Below are 16,048 nucleotides of genomic sequence, written 5' to 3'. Positions count from 1 at the left end.
CACCCGCTTGGGGTGTCACATCGAGTGATCATCTTCCGGTCGGCGGTAGACCAGCAGATAGCGATAGAAGAGCAGGTTCCGGATCTTGCTCCCCGGCAGCAGCCTGGCCGCGTCGCGCCGGATCCGGTGCATCGGCGGGAACGTCTCCGCGACCGGCGCCGTCGGCAGCGGATCGACCCCGCCGTTCAGCCGCTCACCCGCGTACACGATCACCCTGGCCAGCGCGTTGACCGGCGAGGCGAGGGTGGTGCGCGCCCAGTCGGCGGCCGTACTGGGCCTGCCGAGCCCCAGCACGGCCAGGACACCGCCCGGGACCAGCGCGTCCCGCAGCTTCGTGACCGTGTCGAACGGCACATGATGCAGGGAAGCGAGGCAGGAAATGAAGTCGTAGGCCTCCGTCGGCAGCTTCTCGGTGAGGACGTCGGCCTGCCGGTAGGAGATCGTGCCGGGACCCGGCGAGCCCGCCGCTCGGGCGACGTCGATCATCGGGCCGGACCGGTCGATGGCCTCGACGTGCATCCCCGTCGCCGCGAGCCGCCGGGCGAACCGTCCACCGCCGCAGCCGACGTCCAGCGCCACGCCGGGACCGGGAGGAAGCTGGTCGAGCAGCAGCGGGTGATAGTGGTCGTTGTGGTTGAACCCCATGCGTCGAGAGTGCCAGCAAAAGCCGCACGTAGACTCGGAACGACAAGCTAAGGGTTAGAGGAGAGTTCGTGCCGCGAGGTGACGGCCGGGATTCCGAAGAATTCGCAGAATCCCCGGACCTGGCAGATCTGGACAGTTTCGCCGGTGTGGACGAATTGGGGGCGCGTGCCCACGATCCGTCCGACGACACCGACCCGGATCTGGACGCACCCGACGCCGCGTACCAGGCGGGCGGCGGTGCGGGCGGTGGCATCGGCGGGATCGGGCAGCTGGGGGACAACCTCGCGCTCGGCCCGGTGCCGGACCTCGCCGCCCCCGAGGACTTGGAGCTGCACGAACTGGACGACCAGGGCGCCGAGTTCGCCCCGTCCGACCCGAACGGGCAGCAGGCACGCCGCGAACTGCTCGCGGTCGAGGCCGAGCTGAACCTGCGCTGGCCCGAGACCAAGATCGAGCCCTCCCTCGCCAGGATCGCGGCGCTGGTCAACCTCATGGGTGAACCGCATCGCGGCTATCCGGTGGTGCACGTCGCCGGGACCAACGGCAAGGGCTCGACCACGCGGATGATCGACGCGCTGCTGACCCGGATGGGTCTCCGCGTCGGCCGGTACACGAGTCCTCACCTGCAGCTGGTCACCGAGCGGATCGCGCTCGACGGCGTCCCGATCTCCGCCGCCGCGTACGTCGATCTGTACCGCGACGTCGCGCCGTACGTGACCATGGTGGACAACGCGGGCGGGCCCGACGCGGTGCCGATGAGCAAGTTCGAGGTGCTCACCGGGATGGCGTTCGCGGCTTTCGCCGACGCGCCCGTCGAGGCCGCGGTCGTCGAAACCGGTCTCGGCGGCTCGTGGGACGCCACCAACGTCGTGGACGGCGACGTCGCCGTCATCACGCCGATCGGTGTCGACCACGTCGAGTACTTCGGCGGCGATCCGGCCAAGGCCGCGGTGGAGAAGGCCGGGATCATCAAGCCCGGCAGTGTCGCGGTCATCGCCGAGCAGGACCCCGAAGTGCAGAAGATCCTGCTGGAACGCGCCGTCGAGGTCGACGCCAGCGTCGCCCGCGCGGGCAGCGAGTTCGGCGTGCTGGAGCGCGAGGTCGCCGTCGGCGGGCAGATGCTGAAGCTGCAGGGCCTCGGCGGGGTCTACGACGAGATCTTCCTGCCGCTGCACGGCGCGCACCAGGCGGCCAACGCGGCGCTCGCGCTGGCCGCCGTCGAAGCGTTCTTCGGCGCGGGCAAGGACCGGAAGCTGGTCGTCGAAGCCGTCCGCGAGGCTTTCGCCGAGGTCGAGACCCCCGGCAGGCTGGAGCGGGTCCGCGCCGCACCGACCGTGCTGCTGGACGCGGCCCACAACCCGCACGGCGCCAAGGCGCTCGCCGCCACCGTCGCCGAGGAGTTCGCCTTCCGCCGCCTCGTCGCCGTGGTCGGCGTCATGGCCGAGAAGGACGCGCGGGGCATCCTGGACGCCCTCGAACCCGTCGTCTCCGAGATCGTCGTCACCAAGAACTCGTCACCGCGCGCGATGCCGCTCGACGAACTCAACGACATCGCCATCTCGATCTTCGGTGAGGACAGGGTGGTCGCCGAAGGCAGCCTGGACACCGCGCTCGAAACCGCCATCGGCCTCGTCGAGCAGAGCGACGACCCCGAAGAACCACTGGCGGGCGGAGGCGTGCTGGTCACCGGCTCGGTCGTCACCGCGGGCGAGGCAAGGACCCTGTTCGGTAAGGAGCCGGCGTGACCGACGAGACCCCGAAGCCGCCCGCGAAGGACCCGATGAAGTCCTTCCGCGGTGTGATGGCAGGCTCGCTGATCATGGAGGGCATCACCGTCGCGCTCGCGCTGCCGGTGGTGGCGAAACTCGGCGGCGGTGTCGGTTCGTTCACCGGCTGGTCGGTGATCGTGCTCGCGGTCGCGCTGATCGCGCTGTGCGGTTTCCTGAAGAAGCCTTGGGCGGTGCCCGCGGTGCTCGTCCTCCAGGTCGCGCTGATCGCGTTCTTCGTCGCGCTGCCCGCCGTGGCGATCCTCGGGGCGGTCTTCCTCGGGTTCTGGCTGTGGCTGCTGTGGCTGCGGCGGGACGTGGCGAGGCGGATGGCGGCCGGAACACTCCCGAGTCAGCAGCAGCAACCTCAGCCGTAGGGTGTCGCGAAAGCCACTTTCGGGACATCAGACGTCGCGAAAGTGACTTTCGCGACACGGCCACTAGCGCTTGGTGCTAATCGCGAGACACGCCTCACTCGTTCACCGCCGCGCAAGCCGCAGTTGGCCCACCGGCCGTGGCCGCGGGATAGAACCGCGCCATGACCGCAACCCACCACAACCGCCGCACGCTGCTCAAAGCCGGTCTCACCGGCGCCGGGGCCGTCGCGGGCGGCCTGCTCCTCCCCGGAACCGCGACCGCGACGCCGGGCGCCGTCCCGCTGATCCGCGGCGACCGCCCGGTGCTCACCCACGGCGTCCAGTCCGGCGACGTCACCACCGGCTCCGGCATCGTCTGGTCGCGCGCCGACCGGCCTTCACGGCTGATCGTGGAGGTCGCCAGAGACCCCTCGTTCCGTCACGCGCGCCGCGTGCGCGGGCCGGTGATGAGCCCGGAGACCGGCGGCACCGGCAAGGTCCGCGTCGCGGGTCTCCTGCCGGGGACCGAGGTCCACTACCGCGTGACCGCCGAATCCCTCGACGGCCGCACCAGCAGCGAGCCCGTCACCGGCCGGTTCGCCACCGCGCCGTTCGGCCGTTCGGACGTCCGCCTGGTGTGGTCCGGTGACGTCGCCGGGCAGAACTGGGGCATCAACCCCGAACGCGGCGGGATGACGATCTACCGCGCGATGGCCGACCGCCGCCCGGATCTGTTCCTCCACTGTGGAGACACGGTCTACGCCGACGCGCCGCTCACCGAGACCGTCGCGCTGCCCGGCGGCCGTGTGTGGCGCAACATCGTCACCCCGGAGAAGTCGAAGGTCGCCGAGACGCTCGACGAGTACCGCGGCCAGTTCGCGTACAACCTCCTCGACGACAACCTCAAGCGCTTCACCGCGAACGTGCCGTCCTACGTGCAGTGGGACGACCACGAAGTCGTGAACAACTGGTACCCGGGTGAAATCCTCAACGACCGTCCCGAATACACCGAGAAGCGTGTCGACGTGCTTGCCGCTCGCGCGTTCCAGGCGTTTCACGAATGGCACCCGATCGACCGTCGCCAGGCCGTCGACGGCCGCGTCTACCGCAACTTCCGGCACGGCTCGCGCGCCGAGGTCTTCGTGCTGGACATGCGGACCTACAAGGACGCCAACACCGCAGACCAGACCGAACCGGGCCGGGTCCTCGGCGACCGCCAGGCGCGCTGGCTCGTCGACGCGCTCGACCGCAGCACCGCCACCTGGAAGATCGTCCAGGCCGACCTCCCGATCGGCCTCACCGTCCCGGACGGCAAGGGCATCGAGGGTGTCGCGAACGGCCTGCCCGGCACGCCCGGCGGCCGTGAGACCGAACTCGCCTGGGTGCTGCGGGAGATCTCGCGGCGCCGCGTGCGCAACGTCGTCTGGCTGACCGCGGACGTGCACTACACCGCGGCGCACCACTACTCGCCGGATCGCGCGTCGTTCACCGACTTCGACCCGTTCTGGGAGTTCGTTTCCGGCCCGCTCAACGCCGGCGCGTTCGGGCCGAACACGCTCGACCCGACCTTCGGGCCGGAAGCGGTGTTCGTGCACGCCCCGCCCGCCGCGAACACCTCGCCCGCGGACGGGTTCCAACACTTCGGAGAGGTGAACATCGACGGACGGAGCGGTGCGCTCACGGTCGATCTGCGGGATGCGACGGGTGCTTCGCTGTGGTCGAAGACCCTGCGGCCCCATCGCTGAGCAGTTCGGTCAGGACCGCGATGCTGCGGTCGCCGTGCCCGGCCTCGGCGGCCCGCCGCACGAGGTCGTGCATCGGCAGCTGCCAGCCGACGTCGACGCCCTCCTCGGCCAGTTCGAGGTCGGCGGCGGCGCCGGCGTGGAAGATGTCCACCGAGGAGGCGGGATTCGAGTAGTCGCCGCTGTCGATTTCCTTGGCGAGCGTCGGCAGGACCGAGATGATCATCTCGAACCATTTGGTGGCGTACGGCAGCAGCGTCTCGGCCCCGAGGCCGCGTGACCGCAGCGCGGCGGCACCCTGGAAGAACCCGACCAACGCGGGCAACAGGGTGCCGCCGACGGCCGTTTCGTACAGCGCCGCGAGGTCGTTGTCCTCGCCGAGGTGGACGGTGTCACCGCCCAGCACCCGCAACGTGTCCCGGTGTTCGTCGAAAACGGTCTTGTCGCCGCCGTAGTACAGCAGCGTGTCCGGCGCGCCGACCGCCGACGGCACGTTCTTGATCGCGCCGTCGAGGAATCGCGCACCGCGGTTCGTCGCCCACTCGGCCATCCGGCGCGCTCCCGCCGGTGAGCCGCTGTTCAAGGTGACCAGAGCGCGTCCGGTCAGTGCGGCCGATTCCAAGGCCTCGCGAGTGTCCTCATAGGTCGTCAGGCAGGCGATGATCAGCGGGCTCGCCCGCACCGCGTCTTCGACCGTTCCGGCTTGGAGGGCTCCTTGTGCGACAAGGGGATCGGCCTTCGAGGCCGTCCTGTTCCATACCGTCGTCGGATGCCCGGCCGTGAGGAACGCGCTCGCCAGGGCAGAGCCCATCGAACCGAGTCCGACGACGGTCACCGGCGTTTTCGTCATTTTTCGCTCCAGTCAAAGGAAATCAGCGGGATGACTCCATGCTGGGACGTCGCGTACATTTGTTCAAGTACCTACTATTTTGCCGGGTACCGACAAAAAGGTAAGTGTGACGATGACCAAGAACCGCACGTTCACCTGCGGGCTCGACGCCGCGATCGCCGTCATGGGCGGAAAATGGAAAGGGCTCATCCTGTTCGCGCTCCAGGACGGGCCACTGCGCTTCGGGGAGTTGCGGCGCGCGGTGCCCGCCATCAGCGAACGGGTCCTGATCCTGCAACTGCGCGAGATGGAGGCGACCGGGTTGCTGCATCGCGAGATGTACCACCAGGTTCCGCCGAAGGTGGAGTACTCGCTGACCGCGTTCGGGGAGTCGCTCAACACCGCGATGGCCGCCCTCGGGGAGTGGGGCGAGGAGCACATCGAGCGTATCGAAGCCATTCCCTGGTCCGACGTGAAGTGAGCGCCGAAGCACCCAGTAGGCTCCGGGCGAATAGCACGAAACCCACCCAAGGAGAAATACCGCCGTGACTGAACGCACGCTGGTCCTCGTCAAGCCCGATGGCGTCGCGCGCGGCCTCGTCGGCGAGGTCATCTCGCGCATCGAGCGCAAGGGCCTGAAGCTCGTCGCCCTCGAACTGCGCACCGTCGAGCGCTCGGTCGCCGAGGAGCACTACGCCGAGCACAAGGAGCGCCCGTTCTTCGGCGACCTCCTCGAGTTCATCACCTCGGGCCCGCTGGTCGCGCTCGCCGTCGAGGGCCCCCGCGCCATCGCCGCCTTCCGCCAGCTCGCCGGCGGCACCGACCCGGTCGAGAAGGCCACCCCTGGCACCCTGCGCGGCGACTTCGCCCTGGAGACCCAGTACAACCTGGTGCACGGCTCGGACTCCCCGGAGTCGGCCGAGCGCGAGCTCAAGCTCTGGTTCCCCGAGGTCTGACACACTCGTGGCTGGCGCGGGATCCCCGCGCCAGCCACGGACCTGGGGGTTTGTCGATGACGCCGGACGAGTACCTGGCACGGCTGCGGGAGCTCACGGCCGGTTTCGCGCAGGTGGTGCGCACCGGGGACCACGCGGCGCCCGTGCCGTGCTGCGGCGACTGGCTCCTGCGTGATCTGGTCGTCCACCTAGGCAACGTGCATCGCTGGGCGGCCGGGATCGTGCGCACCGGGGACCGCGTTCCGCAGATCGCCGAAGTCGAACCGGACGCGGATCTCGCCGCTTGGTACGGCGACTGCGCGGACGGTCTCATCGAGGCGTTGCGCGAGGCCTCGCCGGACGACGACGCCTGGAACTTCACCGCCGCCGCCAAGACCAAGGCCTTCTGGTTCCGCCGCCAGGTCCACGAGACCGCGGTGCACCTGCTCGACGCGCACCGCGCGGCCGGAACCGAGTACACCCTCGACCCGGCCATCGCCGCCGATGGCGTGGACGAGGTCCTCTTCGCCATGCTGCCGAACGTGAAGCGCTGGCACATCCCGCCGATGGTCACCGTTCCGCTGCTGCTGAAGACATCCGACACCGGACACGCCTGGTTGATCACACCGCCGGGTGAAGACGGGATCCCCGGCTCACGGCGGGCCGAGCCCGCCGAAACCGCGGAAGCCGTCGTCGAAGGGCCCGCGGAAGGACTGGACCTGCTGCTGTGGCAACGGGTCGGGCTCGCCGGATCGGGTCTCGGGATCACCGGTGACATCGCGGCGGCCGAGACCTTCCTCGCCGGGCCTTTCACTCCCTGATCTTCGGCGCCCTACGCCGTTCGGTTCACGTTCACCTCGGGGTCTTCTCCTGGCGGCTCGCGTCCGCTGTGCTGACCTGAGCCGCCTGTCACTCGATCGTGGGGTATTTCGTGAGAAGATCACGCCTAATATTGCTCGCTGCCCTGCTGCCCGGATTGTTCGTCGCCGCACCGGCGTCCGCCGATCCGCTGGCCGCCCCGCTCGGCCCCGCGCCCGTCGAAGCCGCTCCCGCGGCCTCCTCGGCGAAGGAGGGCCCCTCCGCGTACGCCGTGGCCGCGCCCGACGACGGTCTCGTCACCACCAGCGCGACCTCGCGCGTGGCGCCGGGCCTGAGTCTCACCGAGTTCGACCGCTACGACCCGGCGGGCTGGATCCGCGGCGACACCCTCGCCGTCGACCTCACCAGCAAGACGCTCAAGCCGACGTATCTCAGCCCTGGCACGGTTTCCGCGCGGACGCCGCTTTCGCAGCAGGTCGCCAAGACCGGCGCGGTCGCCGGGGTCAACGGCGACTTCTTCGACATCAACGCCACCGGTGCGCCGATCGGGGTCGGCGTCGACGCCGGGAAACTCCAGACGGCGCCCGCACGCGGCCACAACCTGACCGCGTCGATCACCGAGGAGGGCAAGGCTCGGCTCGCGGAGGTGTTCCTCGAAGCTTCGGTCACCTTGCCCGACGGCAAGGTCGTGCCCGCGTCGAACTTCAACAGCCCGGTGCTGAGCGGGAACGCGATCGGCGTCTACACGCCGCTGTGGGGCGCGGCGTCGCGGCGGACTTCGGTCGCGGGCGCCCAGCGTGTCGTCGAGATCGAGCTTCGGGACGGTGTCGTCACGCAGGTGCGGCCGCAGCCCGCGGACGGCCCGATCGCCGCCGGTGCCACGATTTTGCTCGCCCGTGAGGGCGGCGTGGACGCCTTGTCCGGCTTGAAGACCGGCGACCGGGTGGGCGTCGCATACGCGCCGAAGAGCGACGAGGGCAAGCTGTCGGTCTCGATCGGCGGGAACAAGGTCCTGCTGCGCGACGGCGCGATCCAGCCGGTCGACAACGTCGCCATGCACCCCCGGACCGCGGTCGGGTTCTCCGCCGACGGCACGAAGATGTGGCTGGCCACGGTCGACGGCCGCCAGGCCGACAGCCGCGGCATGACGGAACTGGAACTCGCCCGTCACCTGAAGTCGCTCGGCGCGGACGACGCCATCAACCTCGACGGCGGTGGCTCCTCGACCATGCTCGCCCGCGAGGAAGGCGAGAAGGCGCCGCTGGTGCGCAACTCGCCGTCGGATGGCGGGGAACGCCTGGTGCCCAACGGGATCGGCGTCACCACCGTGCCCGGCAGTGGACGCCTCACCGGATTCTCGCCGCGTCCCGCGCAGGACACCGCCGACGCGACGCGGGTGCTTTCCGGACTGACACGGAAACTCACCGCCGGTGCGCACGACGAAACCGGTGCCGCCGTCGAGACTTCCGCACAGTGGCTCAGCACGAATCCCTTCCGCGGCACGGTGACCAACGGGGTCTTCACCGCGCACGCCGACCGGTTCCGGCCGGACGTGCCCGCGAACGTCGACGTTCTCGCGAAGCGCGGTGGTGTCCTGGGCAAGGTGACGCTGAACGTTCTCGGCTCGCCGGTCAGGCTGGGCACCAGCACCGAACAGGTCGCGCTGTCCGGCGAAGGCGCGAAGAGCACGTTCAAGGTGTTCGGCTACGACGCCGACGGCTACGGCACGTGGATCGAGCCCGACGACGTCAAACTCGACTACGACCCCGCGGTGGTGCGGATCGAGCCGTCCGGCGACGGATTCGCGGTCACCGCGCTGAAGGCGTCGGGTGCTTCGGCGATCACCGCCACCGCCGGCGGGAAGTCGACGCACCTCGCGGCGTCCGTCGGCACGGAATCCCGTCTGGCGGCGTCTTTGGACGGCCCGGCGGGCTGGTCCGCCAGTGTTTTCCCCGCCGTTGTCGGTGCCGCGCTTTCCGAGGCTCCCGGCCGTGAGGGCGGACGCGGGCTGGCGCTGGACTACCGGTTGAACGGGACCAACGCCACGCGCGCGGCCTACGTCAACTCGGCGGCGCCGATCGCGGTACCGCCCGGCACTCAGCGTGTCGGCCTGTGGGTCAACGGTGACGCGAAGGGTGCCTGGCTGCGGGCGGAACTCCGCGACGCCGCCAACGTTCCGTCCATTGTGGACTTGTCGCTGAGCGTCGACTGGACGGGCTGGCGTTACGTCCGCGCGGCGATCCCGGCCGGACTCCCCGACGGGCAGCGGCTGACGAAGTTCTACGCCGTCGAGAACGTCCCGGATCAGCAGTACGAGGGACGGCTGGTCTTCGACGACCTCACCTTCGAGGTCGCGCCCGCGGCCACTGTCCCGGCCGACCCTGCACCGCGTGATCCGGCACTGATCACCGATGGCACGGCGACCGGCGGTCTGCGGATCGCCGTGGTCAGCGACGCGCAGTTCACCGCCGACGACCCGAAGGGCCCGCTGGTCGCCCAGGCGCGGCGGGCGCTGCGTGAGGCGGTGGCGGCGAAACCGGATCTCGTACTGATCAACGGCGACTTCGTCGACCGTGGCACGACCGCCGATTTCGTGTTGGCTCGCTCGATCATCGACGAGGAATTGGTCGGCAAGGCACCTTGGTACTACGTGCCGGGCAATCACGAAGCCGATGGCGGGCACGGGATCACCGAGTTCAAGGCGGCGTTCGGGGAGACCCACCGCGTCGTCGACGTCGCCGGGATCCGACTGGTACTGATGGATTCCTCGCGCGGATCGCTGCGCGCGGGCGGGTTCGACCAGATCCGGATGCTGCGCGAGGCGCTCGACGGCGCGAAGACCGACAGGCGCGTCCGCGGCGTGGTCGTCGCGATGCATCACCCGGTCAAGGACCCCAGCCCCACCGGGAACTCGCAACTGGCCGACCGCAAGGAGGCCGCGATGCTGACCGGCTGGCTGACCGCCTTCGAACGCGAATCGGGTAAGCAGACGGCCGCGATCGCTTCGCACGCGGGCGTTTTCAATCTGTCGCGTGTGGACGGTGTGCCGTACCTGGTGAACGGCAACTCGGGGAAGTCGCCCGCGGCGGCCCCCGGTGACGGCGGTTTCGTCGGCTGGACGATGGTCCGGTTCGAGCCGGGCGACAAGGCGCAGCCAGTGCGGTTCGAGACACGGCCGAACGTCGACGCGCTGACGCTGTCCGGGCCCTCGTCGCTGGCGCGCGGGGAGAAGGCGGACATCCGGGCCGTGGCGGCACAGGGAGCGCGTCAGGTGCCGGTGTCGTACCCGGTCAGCGCGGACTGGAAGGGCGGCTGGGGCACACACGTGGCCGACGGTTTCCTGCCCGCGATGCCCTGGGACGTCGCGTCCTTCGCCCCGGGGACCGGGGTGCTGACCGCGCTGCGGCCGGGGGTAGCACGGCTCTCGGTCACCGTCAACGGGGTGACGCAGAGCCTCTCGATCACCGTCCGCTGATCTGCCACGGCTGTTATGAACGGACCTTTCATAACAAAATTTGTTATGAAAGGTCCGTTCATAACACGTGTCAGGCGGCTTCGTGCGCCTCTTCGACCGTACCCGGCAGAGCCGGACCACGCGGCGGGATCGCGTCGGCCTTCGCCGGGTCCACCTTCCGCACCGAACCGTCGGCCGCGGTCTTCGCGATCGCGAGCATCGAGGCCAGCGCGTCCTGGATCTGCTGCTGCTCCCGCTCCGGGATGAGGCTCAGTTCGATCAGCACGCTGCCGTTGCCGAGCAGCCCGTACCCGTTGCGCGCGATGCCCTGGTAGTCACCGCCGGGGTACTGCGAGACATACCCGCCGTTGCCGTCGATCGACCGCTGCACCACGACCGCGATCTGCTTCGCGAAGTCCACATCGGACTGTTTCACACCCGCGTGCGTCGGCCACAGCGTCGAAGCGGTGATCTCTTTGCCTCCTGTGTCCTGGTACCGGCCCTGCATGTGGTAGTCGACCATGATGTCCGGCTTGAACGACGCGTTCCGCCGCTGGATCAGGCCCGCCTCGGTGGCCGGGTTGTCCTTGGGCGCGACGGCCGGGTCGTGGTAGCGGTTGATGTCGTAACCCTTGCCCTTCTCGCCGTACTCGGGAGTGGCTTGCGGGTCGTAGTTGTAGCGCCAGTCGCGCTCGTGCCCGTCCGGGTTGGCGCGCACGACGATGTCGACGGTCACCTTCGAGAGCAGATCCCGCTGCCATGAGCCGCGTTCGACGCCGACCTTGCGCAGGAACTCCAGCGCGGCGGGCGTGCCGAGCGGCTCGTCGCCATGCTGCTGGGTGACGTATTGGATACGCGTCTTGCCGTGGCCGACCCTGGCCGCCCACACCGGACGGCCCTCGTTGCTGCGGCCGATGCCGCTCACCCGGATCTTGCCGTGGCTGAGCAACGCCAGCTTGTGCAGTTCGAAGGCGAGTTTGCCGGTGGAAGGACGCGGGTCGACGGTCCGGCCGTCCACAGTGGTCTCGACCGCTTGGGCGGCCGGAGCCACGAGCAGCCCGGCGCTGACAAAAACGGACAACAAGGCGATTCGGGACTTGAGACTCATGGTCGGTGAGTATCGACGAGCCGCGACCGTCCAACAAGGGTGCGGTTAAACCGGTCGAGTTTTGTCGGTGGCAGGTCCTAGGGTGCCTACCGTGGGTGACTCAGAGCACGGACCGGCGATGGTGCAGGCGAAGGCGTTGGTCAAGCGCTTCGGCGACTTCGAGGCCGTACGCGGGATCGACGTCGAGGTCCGCCCGGGGGAGGCGTTCGGCTTCCTCGGGCCGAACGGCGCGGGCAAGTCCTCCACCATGCGGATGATCGCGAGCGTGTCCCCTCGCAGCGACGGTGACCTGCGGGTCCTCGGCATGGATCCGGACGTCGAGGGGCCGAAGATCCGGGCCCGGCTCGGGGTCGTGCCCCAGCAGGACAACCTGGACACCGAGCTCACCGTCCGTCAGAACCTGCAGATCTACGGCCGCTACTTCGGGTTGTCCCGCTCGCACGTGCGGAGCAAGGCCGAGGAGCTGATGGAGTTCGCCCAGCTCACCGACCGGGCGGAGGCGGAGGTCGATTCACTCTCCGGCGGGATGAAGCGGCGGCTGACCATCGCGCGCTCCCTGGTCAACGATCCCGAACTGCTCCTGCTCGACGAGCCGACAACGGGGCTCGACCCGCAGGCCCGGCACCTGTTGTGGGACAGGCTGTTCCGGCTCAAGGCCGGCGGGACCACCCTGATCATCACCACGCACTACATGGACGAAGCAGAGCAGCTGTGCGACAGGCTGGTCGTGATGGACAACGGCCGCATCGCCGCCGAAGGCTCGCCCGCCGACCTGATCAGCCGGTACTCCACCCGCGAGGTCGTCGAACTGCGGTTCCCGAACGGCGAGCAGGAATCGGCCGCGAAGCAGATCGAGGGCCTCGCCGAACGCGTCGAGGTTCTGCCGGACCGCGTCCTGCTCTACACGATGACCGGCGAGGCCACCCTCGAACAGGCACACGCGCGCGGGCTGCGTCCGCTGTCGAGCCTGGTCCGCCGCAGCTCGCTGGAGGACGTCTTCCTCCGCCTCACCGGCCGGACGCTGGTGGACTGATGACCACGACGGAGACGAAGGCGTCCACGGGCCGCGTGGTCTCGTCCTGGGCTGGCGCCTGGCTGCGGGTCGAGGGCCACTGGATGTGGTACCGCCGGTATTGGCTGTCCACGTTGTACTCGACGGGCCTGCAACCGGTGCTGTTCCTGGCCGCGATGGGTCTCGGCTTCGGCTCGCAGGTCCAGGCGGGCGCCGCGACCGGCGGGTTCTCGTACCTGGAGTACGTCGCCCCAGCGCTGCTCGTCGCCGGCGCGGCGCAGCTGGCGGTGGGGGAGTCCAGCTATCCGGTGCTGTCGGGGTTCAAGTGGCAGCAGGACTACGTGGCCGTCACCGCCACCCCGATCACACCGGGGCAGGTGCTCGGCAGCCAGATCATGTGGGTGAGTCTCCGGCTGGCCCTCGCCGGGTCGATCTACGCCGTCATCGCGGCTCTTTTCGGCTCCTGGACGAGTTTCGGCGTGCTCGCGGTCATCCTGATCGGCGTGCTCACCGGCATCGCCTGCGGCACCCCGGTGATGGCGCTGGCCGCGACCACCTACGACGAGGGCACCCGGTTCGGCCTGGTGTTCCGGTTCATCCTGATCCCGATGACGTTGTTCTCCGGCACCTTCTTCCCGATCTCGCAGCTGCCGGACCCGCTGATGTGGATCGCCTGGATCTCCCCGCTGTGGCACGGGAACGAGGCCGCGAGGGCGATCAGCCTCGGCACCGTCGGCCCGCTCGCCACCCTGGGGCACCTCGCCTTCCTTGTCGTGCTGGCCGGAGTCGGCTGGGCGCTGGCGCACAAGTACTTCTACCGACGGCTGGTGGTCTGAAGTGGCTGTTCTCACCGAGTCGCCGCGACGCGGGGTGCTGCTGCGCATCCTGCCGTCGGCGCTGTACAGCGGCCGGTCCACGGCGGTGCTGGAGCGGACGTTCCTGACCTATTCGCACGCCTGGATGCTGTTCGTGTCCGGCGTCTTCGAGCCGCTGTTCTACCTGATGGCCTTCCAGCTCGGCTTCGGCAAACTCGTCGGCGAGGTCGTCGGTCCCGGCGGCCAGGTCATGAGTTACGTCGCCTTCGTCGCGCCCGGGTTGCTCGCGGCGTCGGCGATGAACGGCGCGATCCTCGACTCCACGTACAACCTGTTCTTCAAACTGAAGTACGCGAAGCTGTACGACGCCATGCTCGCCACCCCCATCGGGCCGCTGGACATCGCGCTCGGCGAGGTCGGCTGGTCGGTGCTGCGCGGCGGGATCTACTCGGTCACCTTCCTCGGCGTGATGACCGCGATGGGGCTCAGCGGATCCTGGTGGGCCGTGCTGATGATCCCGGCGGCCTTGCTGATCGCGATGGCGTTCTCGGCCATCGGGATCGTGCTGGTGACCTTCCTGCGGTCGGTGTCGCAATTCGACTACATCAACCTCGTGCTGATGCCGCTGTTCCTGTTCTCCACGACGTTCTACCCGCTTACGGTCTACCCCGAGGCGGTCCAGTGGATCGTGAAGATCTTCCCGCTGTACCACGGGATCGAGCTGATGCGCGGGCTCTCGATCGGCGTGCTGTCGTGGGGGATGCTCGGACACGTGGCGTACCTGCTGGCGCTGGCGGCCGTCGGGATCTACGCATCGTCGAAGCGATTCGGCAAGCTGCTGCTGCGCTGATCCGCCGCAAGTAGCCGACTACTTGCGCCCGGTCCCGTGGCGTCGGGTGAGGGGTGTGTGGAAATAGGGACGTTGAATGTCCCTATTTCCACACACCCCCTCCCGGATCTGGTGGTCACAGGGCCGCGGGTCCGGCGCCTTGCCGCCGAGGTACATGAAGGCCCCCTTCCTTGCGCCTAAGTACAGGAAGGGGGCCTTCATGTACTTGGGGAAGGTGTGAAGGTCGAGCGCCTTCGGCCTGGCCGCAAGTAGTCGCCTACTTGCGCCAGCGCAGTCACCGGGCCGGGTTCGAGCCCGTCACCCTCGGTGCCACCGCGGCCAGCGCGTCGACCATCCCGTGCCCGTAGAAGCCGTTGAAGCCCGCGTACCCGGTGCAGTACGCGTCCTGCGAGCCGTCGCCGGTCAGGTCGTAGTCGGCGGGACACGCGATCGGCGTCGCCTGCGCGTCCAGCGTCCGCTTCAGCTGGCGGGCGCCGTAGCCGGGGTGCGCCGAAGCGAGCAGCGCCGCGACACCGGCGACGTGCGGCGCGGCCATCGACGTCCCGCACAGCGGCGCGTACCCGCCGGGAACGGTCGAGAGCACGCACTGCCCGGCCTCGCCGCCGGGTGCGGTCACGTCGATCACGCTCAGCCCGTACGAGCTGTAACCGGCCTTGACCCGCTCCGCGCTCACAGACGACACCGCGACGACGTCACGCAGGCCGGCGGGCAGCGCTTGGCAGCCGTCGGTCTGGACCCTGACCCCCGAGCGTGGCGACGGCACCAGCCCGACGGCTTCGTTGGTCGCCGCCGCGACGTTGAGCGTGCCCGCCGAGGTCGCGTACTCGACGGCACGCGCCATCACCTCGTTCACCACACCCCGTTCGTCGGCGTGCGAGCACGAGAGCGACCACGGGTCGACGAAGTAGCTGCTGTTCGTCACAGCCATGTCCTGTGAGGCTGCCCACATCAACCCGCAGACGGCGGCCTCGGGGTCGGCGTAGCCGCGGTCGTCGATCACCTTCACCGAGGCGATCCGCACGCCGGGCGCCACCCCGGTGACGCCCTTGCCGTCGTCGGCCGCGGCGATGATCCCGGCGACATGGGTGCCGTGCGCCGACGTCGTCGCGGCCCAGTTCCGGTCGGGCGCGCCGGTCAGGCAGCCCGCGGACTTGTCGGGGTCGAGCGCGGTCGTCAGTTCGGGATGGGCGTCGTCGACGCCGGAGTCGAGGACGCCGACGACGACGTCCCGGCTGCCCCGCTCGATCGTGTGAGCCTTGTCGGCGCCGATCGCGCGCATGTCCCACTGCTCGTCGGTGCGGTCGGCGGAGGACACCTTCGCCGGATCCGTCGGTTCGAGTTCGGCGCGGGAGGGGGTGGACCTGGCCGACGGGGTGCCGCTGGCCCGCTGCACCGCCAGCCGCTCCGCCTGCGCGCTGAACGCGGCGGCGGGCCGGACCAGTTCGGCGAAGTCCCGGTCGGCCGAGGTCGCCACGGCCACCGCGATCTGCGGATAGTAGATCGTGGTGCCCCCGCAGCCGCCGGTGATGGCCGCCCTGGCCTCGGCTTCGGAGGTGCCCCGGTCGAAGGCGACGACGTAGCGCAGCGCCCGGCCTTCGGGATGGCACGATGGCACCGCCTCGGCCGTCGCGACAGCGGCGACCGAACCGCAGAGCACCATGAAGGCGCACACGGCCGCTCGCAGGGACCGCCCCAGCAGGGACACCGGACCTCCCAC

14 protein-coding genes are annotated in these 16,048 nt (G+C 69.5%); 10 read left to right on the top strand and 4 right to left on the bottom strand.

The window, feature by feature from the left end; translation table 11 throughout:
• Nucleotides 1–15: 15 nt before the first annotated feature.
• Nucleotides 16–645 (bottom strand): class I SAM-dependent methyltransferase, encoded by a 630-nt coding sequence (locus ACLARN_RS37935; protein ID WP_409496304.1) that lies wholly within the window; start codon nt 643–645, stop codon nt 16–18.
• Nucleotides 646–713: 68 nt separating this feature from the next.
• On the opposite strand from ACLARN_RS37935, the gene folC reads away from it, so the two are divergent.
• From folC to ACLARN_RS37920, 3 genes are all read left to right on the top strand, one after another.
• Nucleotides 714–2,390, top strand: coding sequence for a bifunctional tetrahydrofolate synthase/dihydrofolate synthase (gene folC, locus ACLARN_RS37930; protein WP_409496303.1), 1,677 nt, complete (start codon nt 714–716; stop codon nt 2,388–2,390).
• Nucleotides 2,387–2,788, top strand: coding sequence for a DUF4233 domain-containing protein (locus tag ACLARN_RS37925; RefSeq protein ID WP_409496302.1), 402 nt, complete (start codon nt 2,387–2,389; stop codon nt 2,786–2,788). The genes folC and ACLARN_RS37925 overlap by 4 nt, the downstream gene beginning before the upstream one ends.
• A 161-nt stretch (nt 2,789–2,949) precedes the next feature.
• Complete coding sequence (locus ACLARN_RS37920; protein ID WP_409496301.1) at nt 2,950–4,512, top strand: alkaline phosphatase D family protein; 1,563 nt, start codon at nt 2,950–2,952, stop codon at nt 4,510–4,512.
• Here ACLARN_RS37920 and ACLARN_RS37915 read toward each other — a convergent pair.
• Nucleotides 4,445–5,359, bottom strand: coding sequence for an NAD(P)-dependent oxidoreductase (locus ACLARN_RS37915; protein ID WP_409496300.1), 915 nt, complete (start codon nt 5,357–5,359; stop codon nt 4,445–4,447). The genes ACLARN_RS37920 and ACLARN_RS37915 overlap by 68 nt on opposite strands.
• Before the next feature lie 112 nt (nt 5,360–5,471).
• On the opposite strand from ACLARN_RS37915, the gene ACLARN_RS37910 reads away from it, so the two are divergent.
• The 4 genes from ACLARN_RS37910 to ACLARN_RS37895 all read left to right on the top strand — a co-directional run bounded on the left by ACLARN_RS37910 (nt 5,472) and on the right by ACLARN_RS37895 (nt 10,567).
• Nucleotides 5,472–5,819 (top strand): winged helix-turn-helix transcriptional regulator, encoded by a 348-nt coding sequence (locus ACLARN_RS37910; protein WP_409496299.1) that lies wholly within the window; start codon nt 5,472–5,474, stop codon nt 5,817–5,819.
• 64 nt (nt 5,820–5,883) lie between these two features.
• Complete coding sequence (gene ndk, locus ACLARN_RS37905; RefSeq protein WP_020629465.1) at nt 5,884–6,294, top strand: nucleoside-diphosphate kinase; 411 nt, start codon at nt 5,884–5,886, stop codon at nt 6,292–6,294.
• 56 nt (nt 6,295–6,350) lie between these two features.
• Nucleotides 6,351–7,094 (top strand): maleylpyruvate isomerase family mycothiol-dependent enzyme, encoded by a 744-nt coding sequence (locus tag ACLARN_RS37900; RefSeq protein WP_409496298.1) that lies wholly within the window; start codon nt 6,351–6,353, stop codon nt 7,092–7,094.
• 128 nt (nt 7,095–7,222) lie between these two features.
• Entirely contained in the window at nt 7,223–10,567 is a 3,345-nt protein-coding gene (locus ACLARN_RS37895; RefSeq protein WP_409496319.1) for a phosphodiester glycosidase family protein, read from the top strand.
• A 70-nt stretch (nt 10,568–10,637) separates the two neighbouring features.
• Here the strand turns inward: ACLARN_RS37895 and ACLARN_RS37890 are convergent, their stop codons facing one another.
• Nucleotides 10,638–11,654: a M14 family zinc carboxypeptidase gene (locus tag ACLARN_RS37890; protein WP_409496297.1), complete on the bottom strand. Its 1,017-nt coding sequence runs from the start codon at nt 11,652–11,654 to the stop codon at nt 10,638–10,640.
• Nucleotides 11,655–11,772: 118 nt separating this feature from the next.
• On the opposite strand from ACLARN_RS37890, the gene ACLARN_RS37885 reads away from it, so the two are divergent.
• Genes ACLARN_RS37885 through ACLARN_RS37875 form a run of 3 tightly spaced genes read left to right on the top strand, consistent with a single transcriptional unit; the run spans nt 11,773 to nt 14,331 of the window.
• Nucleotides 11,773–12,687: an ABC transporter ATP-binding protein gene (locus ACLARN_RS37885; protein ID WP_409496318.1), complete on the top strand. Its 915-nt coding sequence runs from the start codon at nt 11,773–11,775 to the stop codon at nt 12,685–12,687.
• Nucleotides 12,687–13,502: an ABC transporter permease gene (locus ACLARN_RS37880; protein ID WP_409496296.1), complete on the top strand. Its 816-nt coding sequence runs from the start codon at nt 12,687–12,689 to the stop codon at nt 13,500–13,502. Before ACLARN_RS37885 ends, ACLARN_RS37880 begins: the two co-directional genes overlap by 1 nt.
• A gap of 1 nt (nt 13,503) precedes the next feature.
• Nucleotides 13,504–14,331, top strand: a complete 828-nt coding sequence (locus ACLARN_RS37875) for an ABC transporter permease (RefSeq protein WP_409496295.1) — start codon at nt 13,504–13,506, stop codon at nt 14,329–14,331.
• 274 nt (nt 14,332–14,605) lie between these two features.
• Here ACLARN_RS37875 and ACLARN_RS37870 read toward each other — a convergent pair whose 3' ends face one another.
• Nucleotides 14,606–16,036 (bottom strand): S8 family peptidase, encoded by a 1,431-nt coding sequence (locus ACLARN_RS37870; RefSeq protein ID WP_409496294.1) that lies wholly within the window; start codon nt 16,034–16,036, stop codon nt 14,606–14,608.
• Nucleotides 16,037–16,048 lie beyond the last annotated feature (12 nt).

It is taken from the genome of Amycolatopsis sp. cmx-11-12, assembly GCF_046269425.1.
In the GTDB taxonomy this organism is placed as follows: Bacteria; Actinomycetota; Actinomycetes; order Mycobacteriales; family Pseudonocardiaceae; genus Amycolatopsis.
Note: the sequence above shows the minus strand (reverse complement) of the source record. Positions and strands in the feature narration are given on the sequence as shown.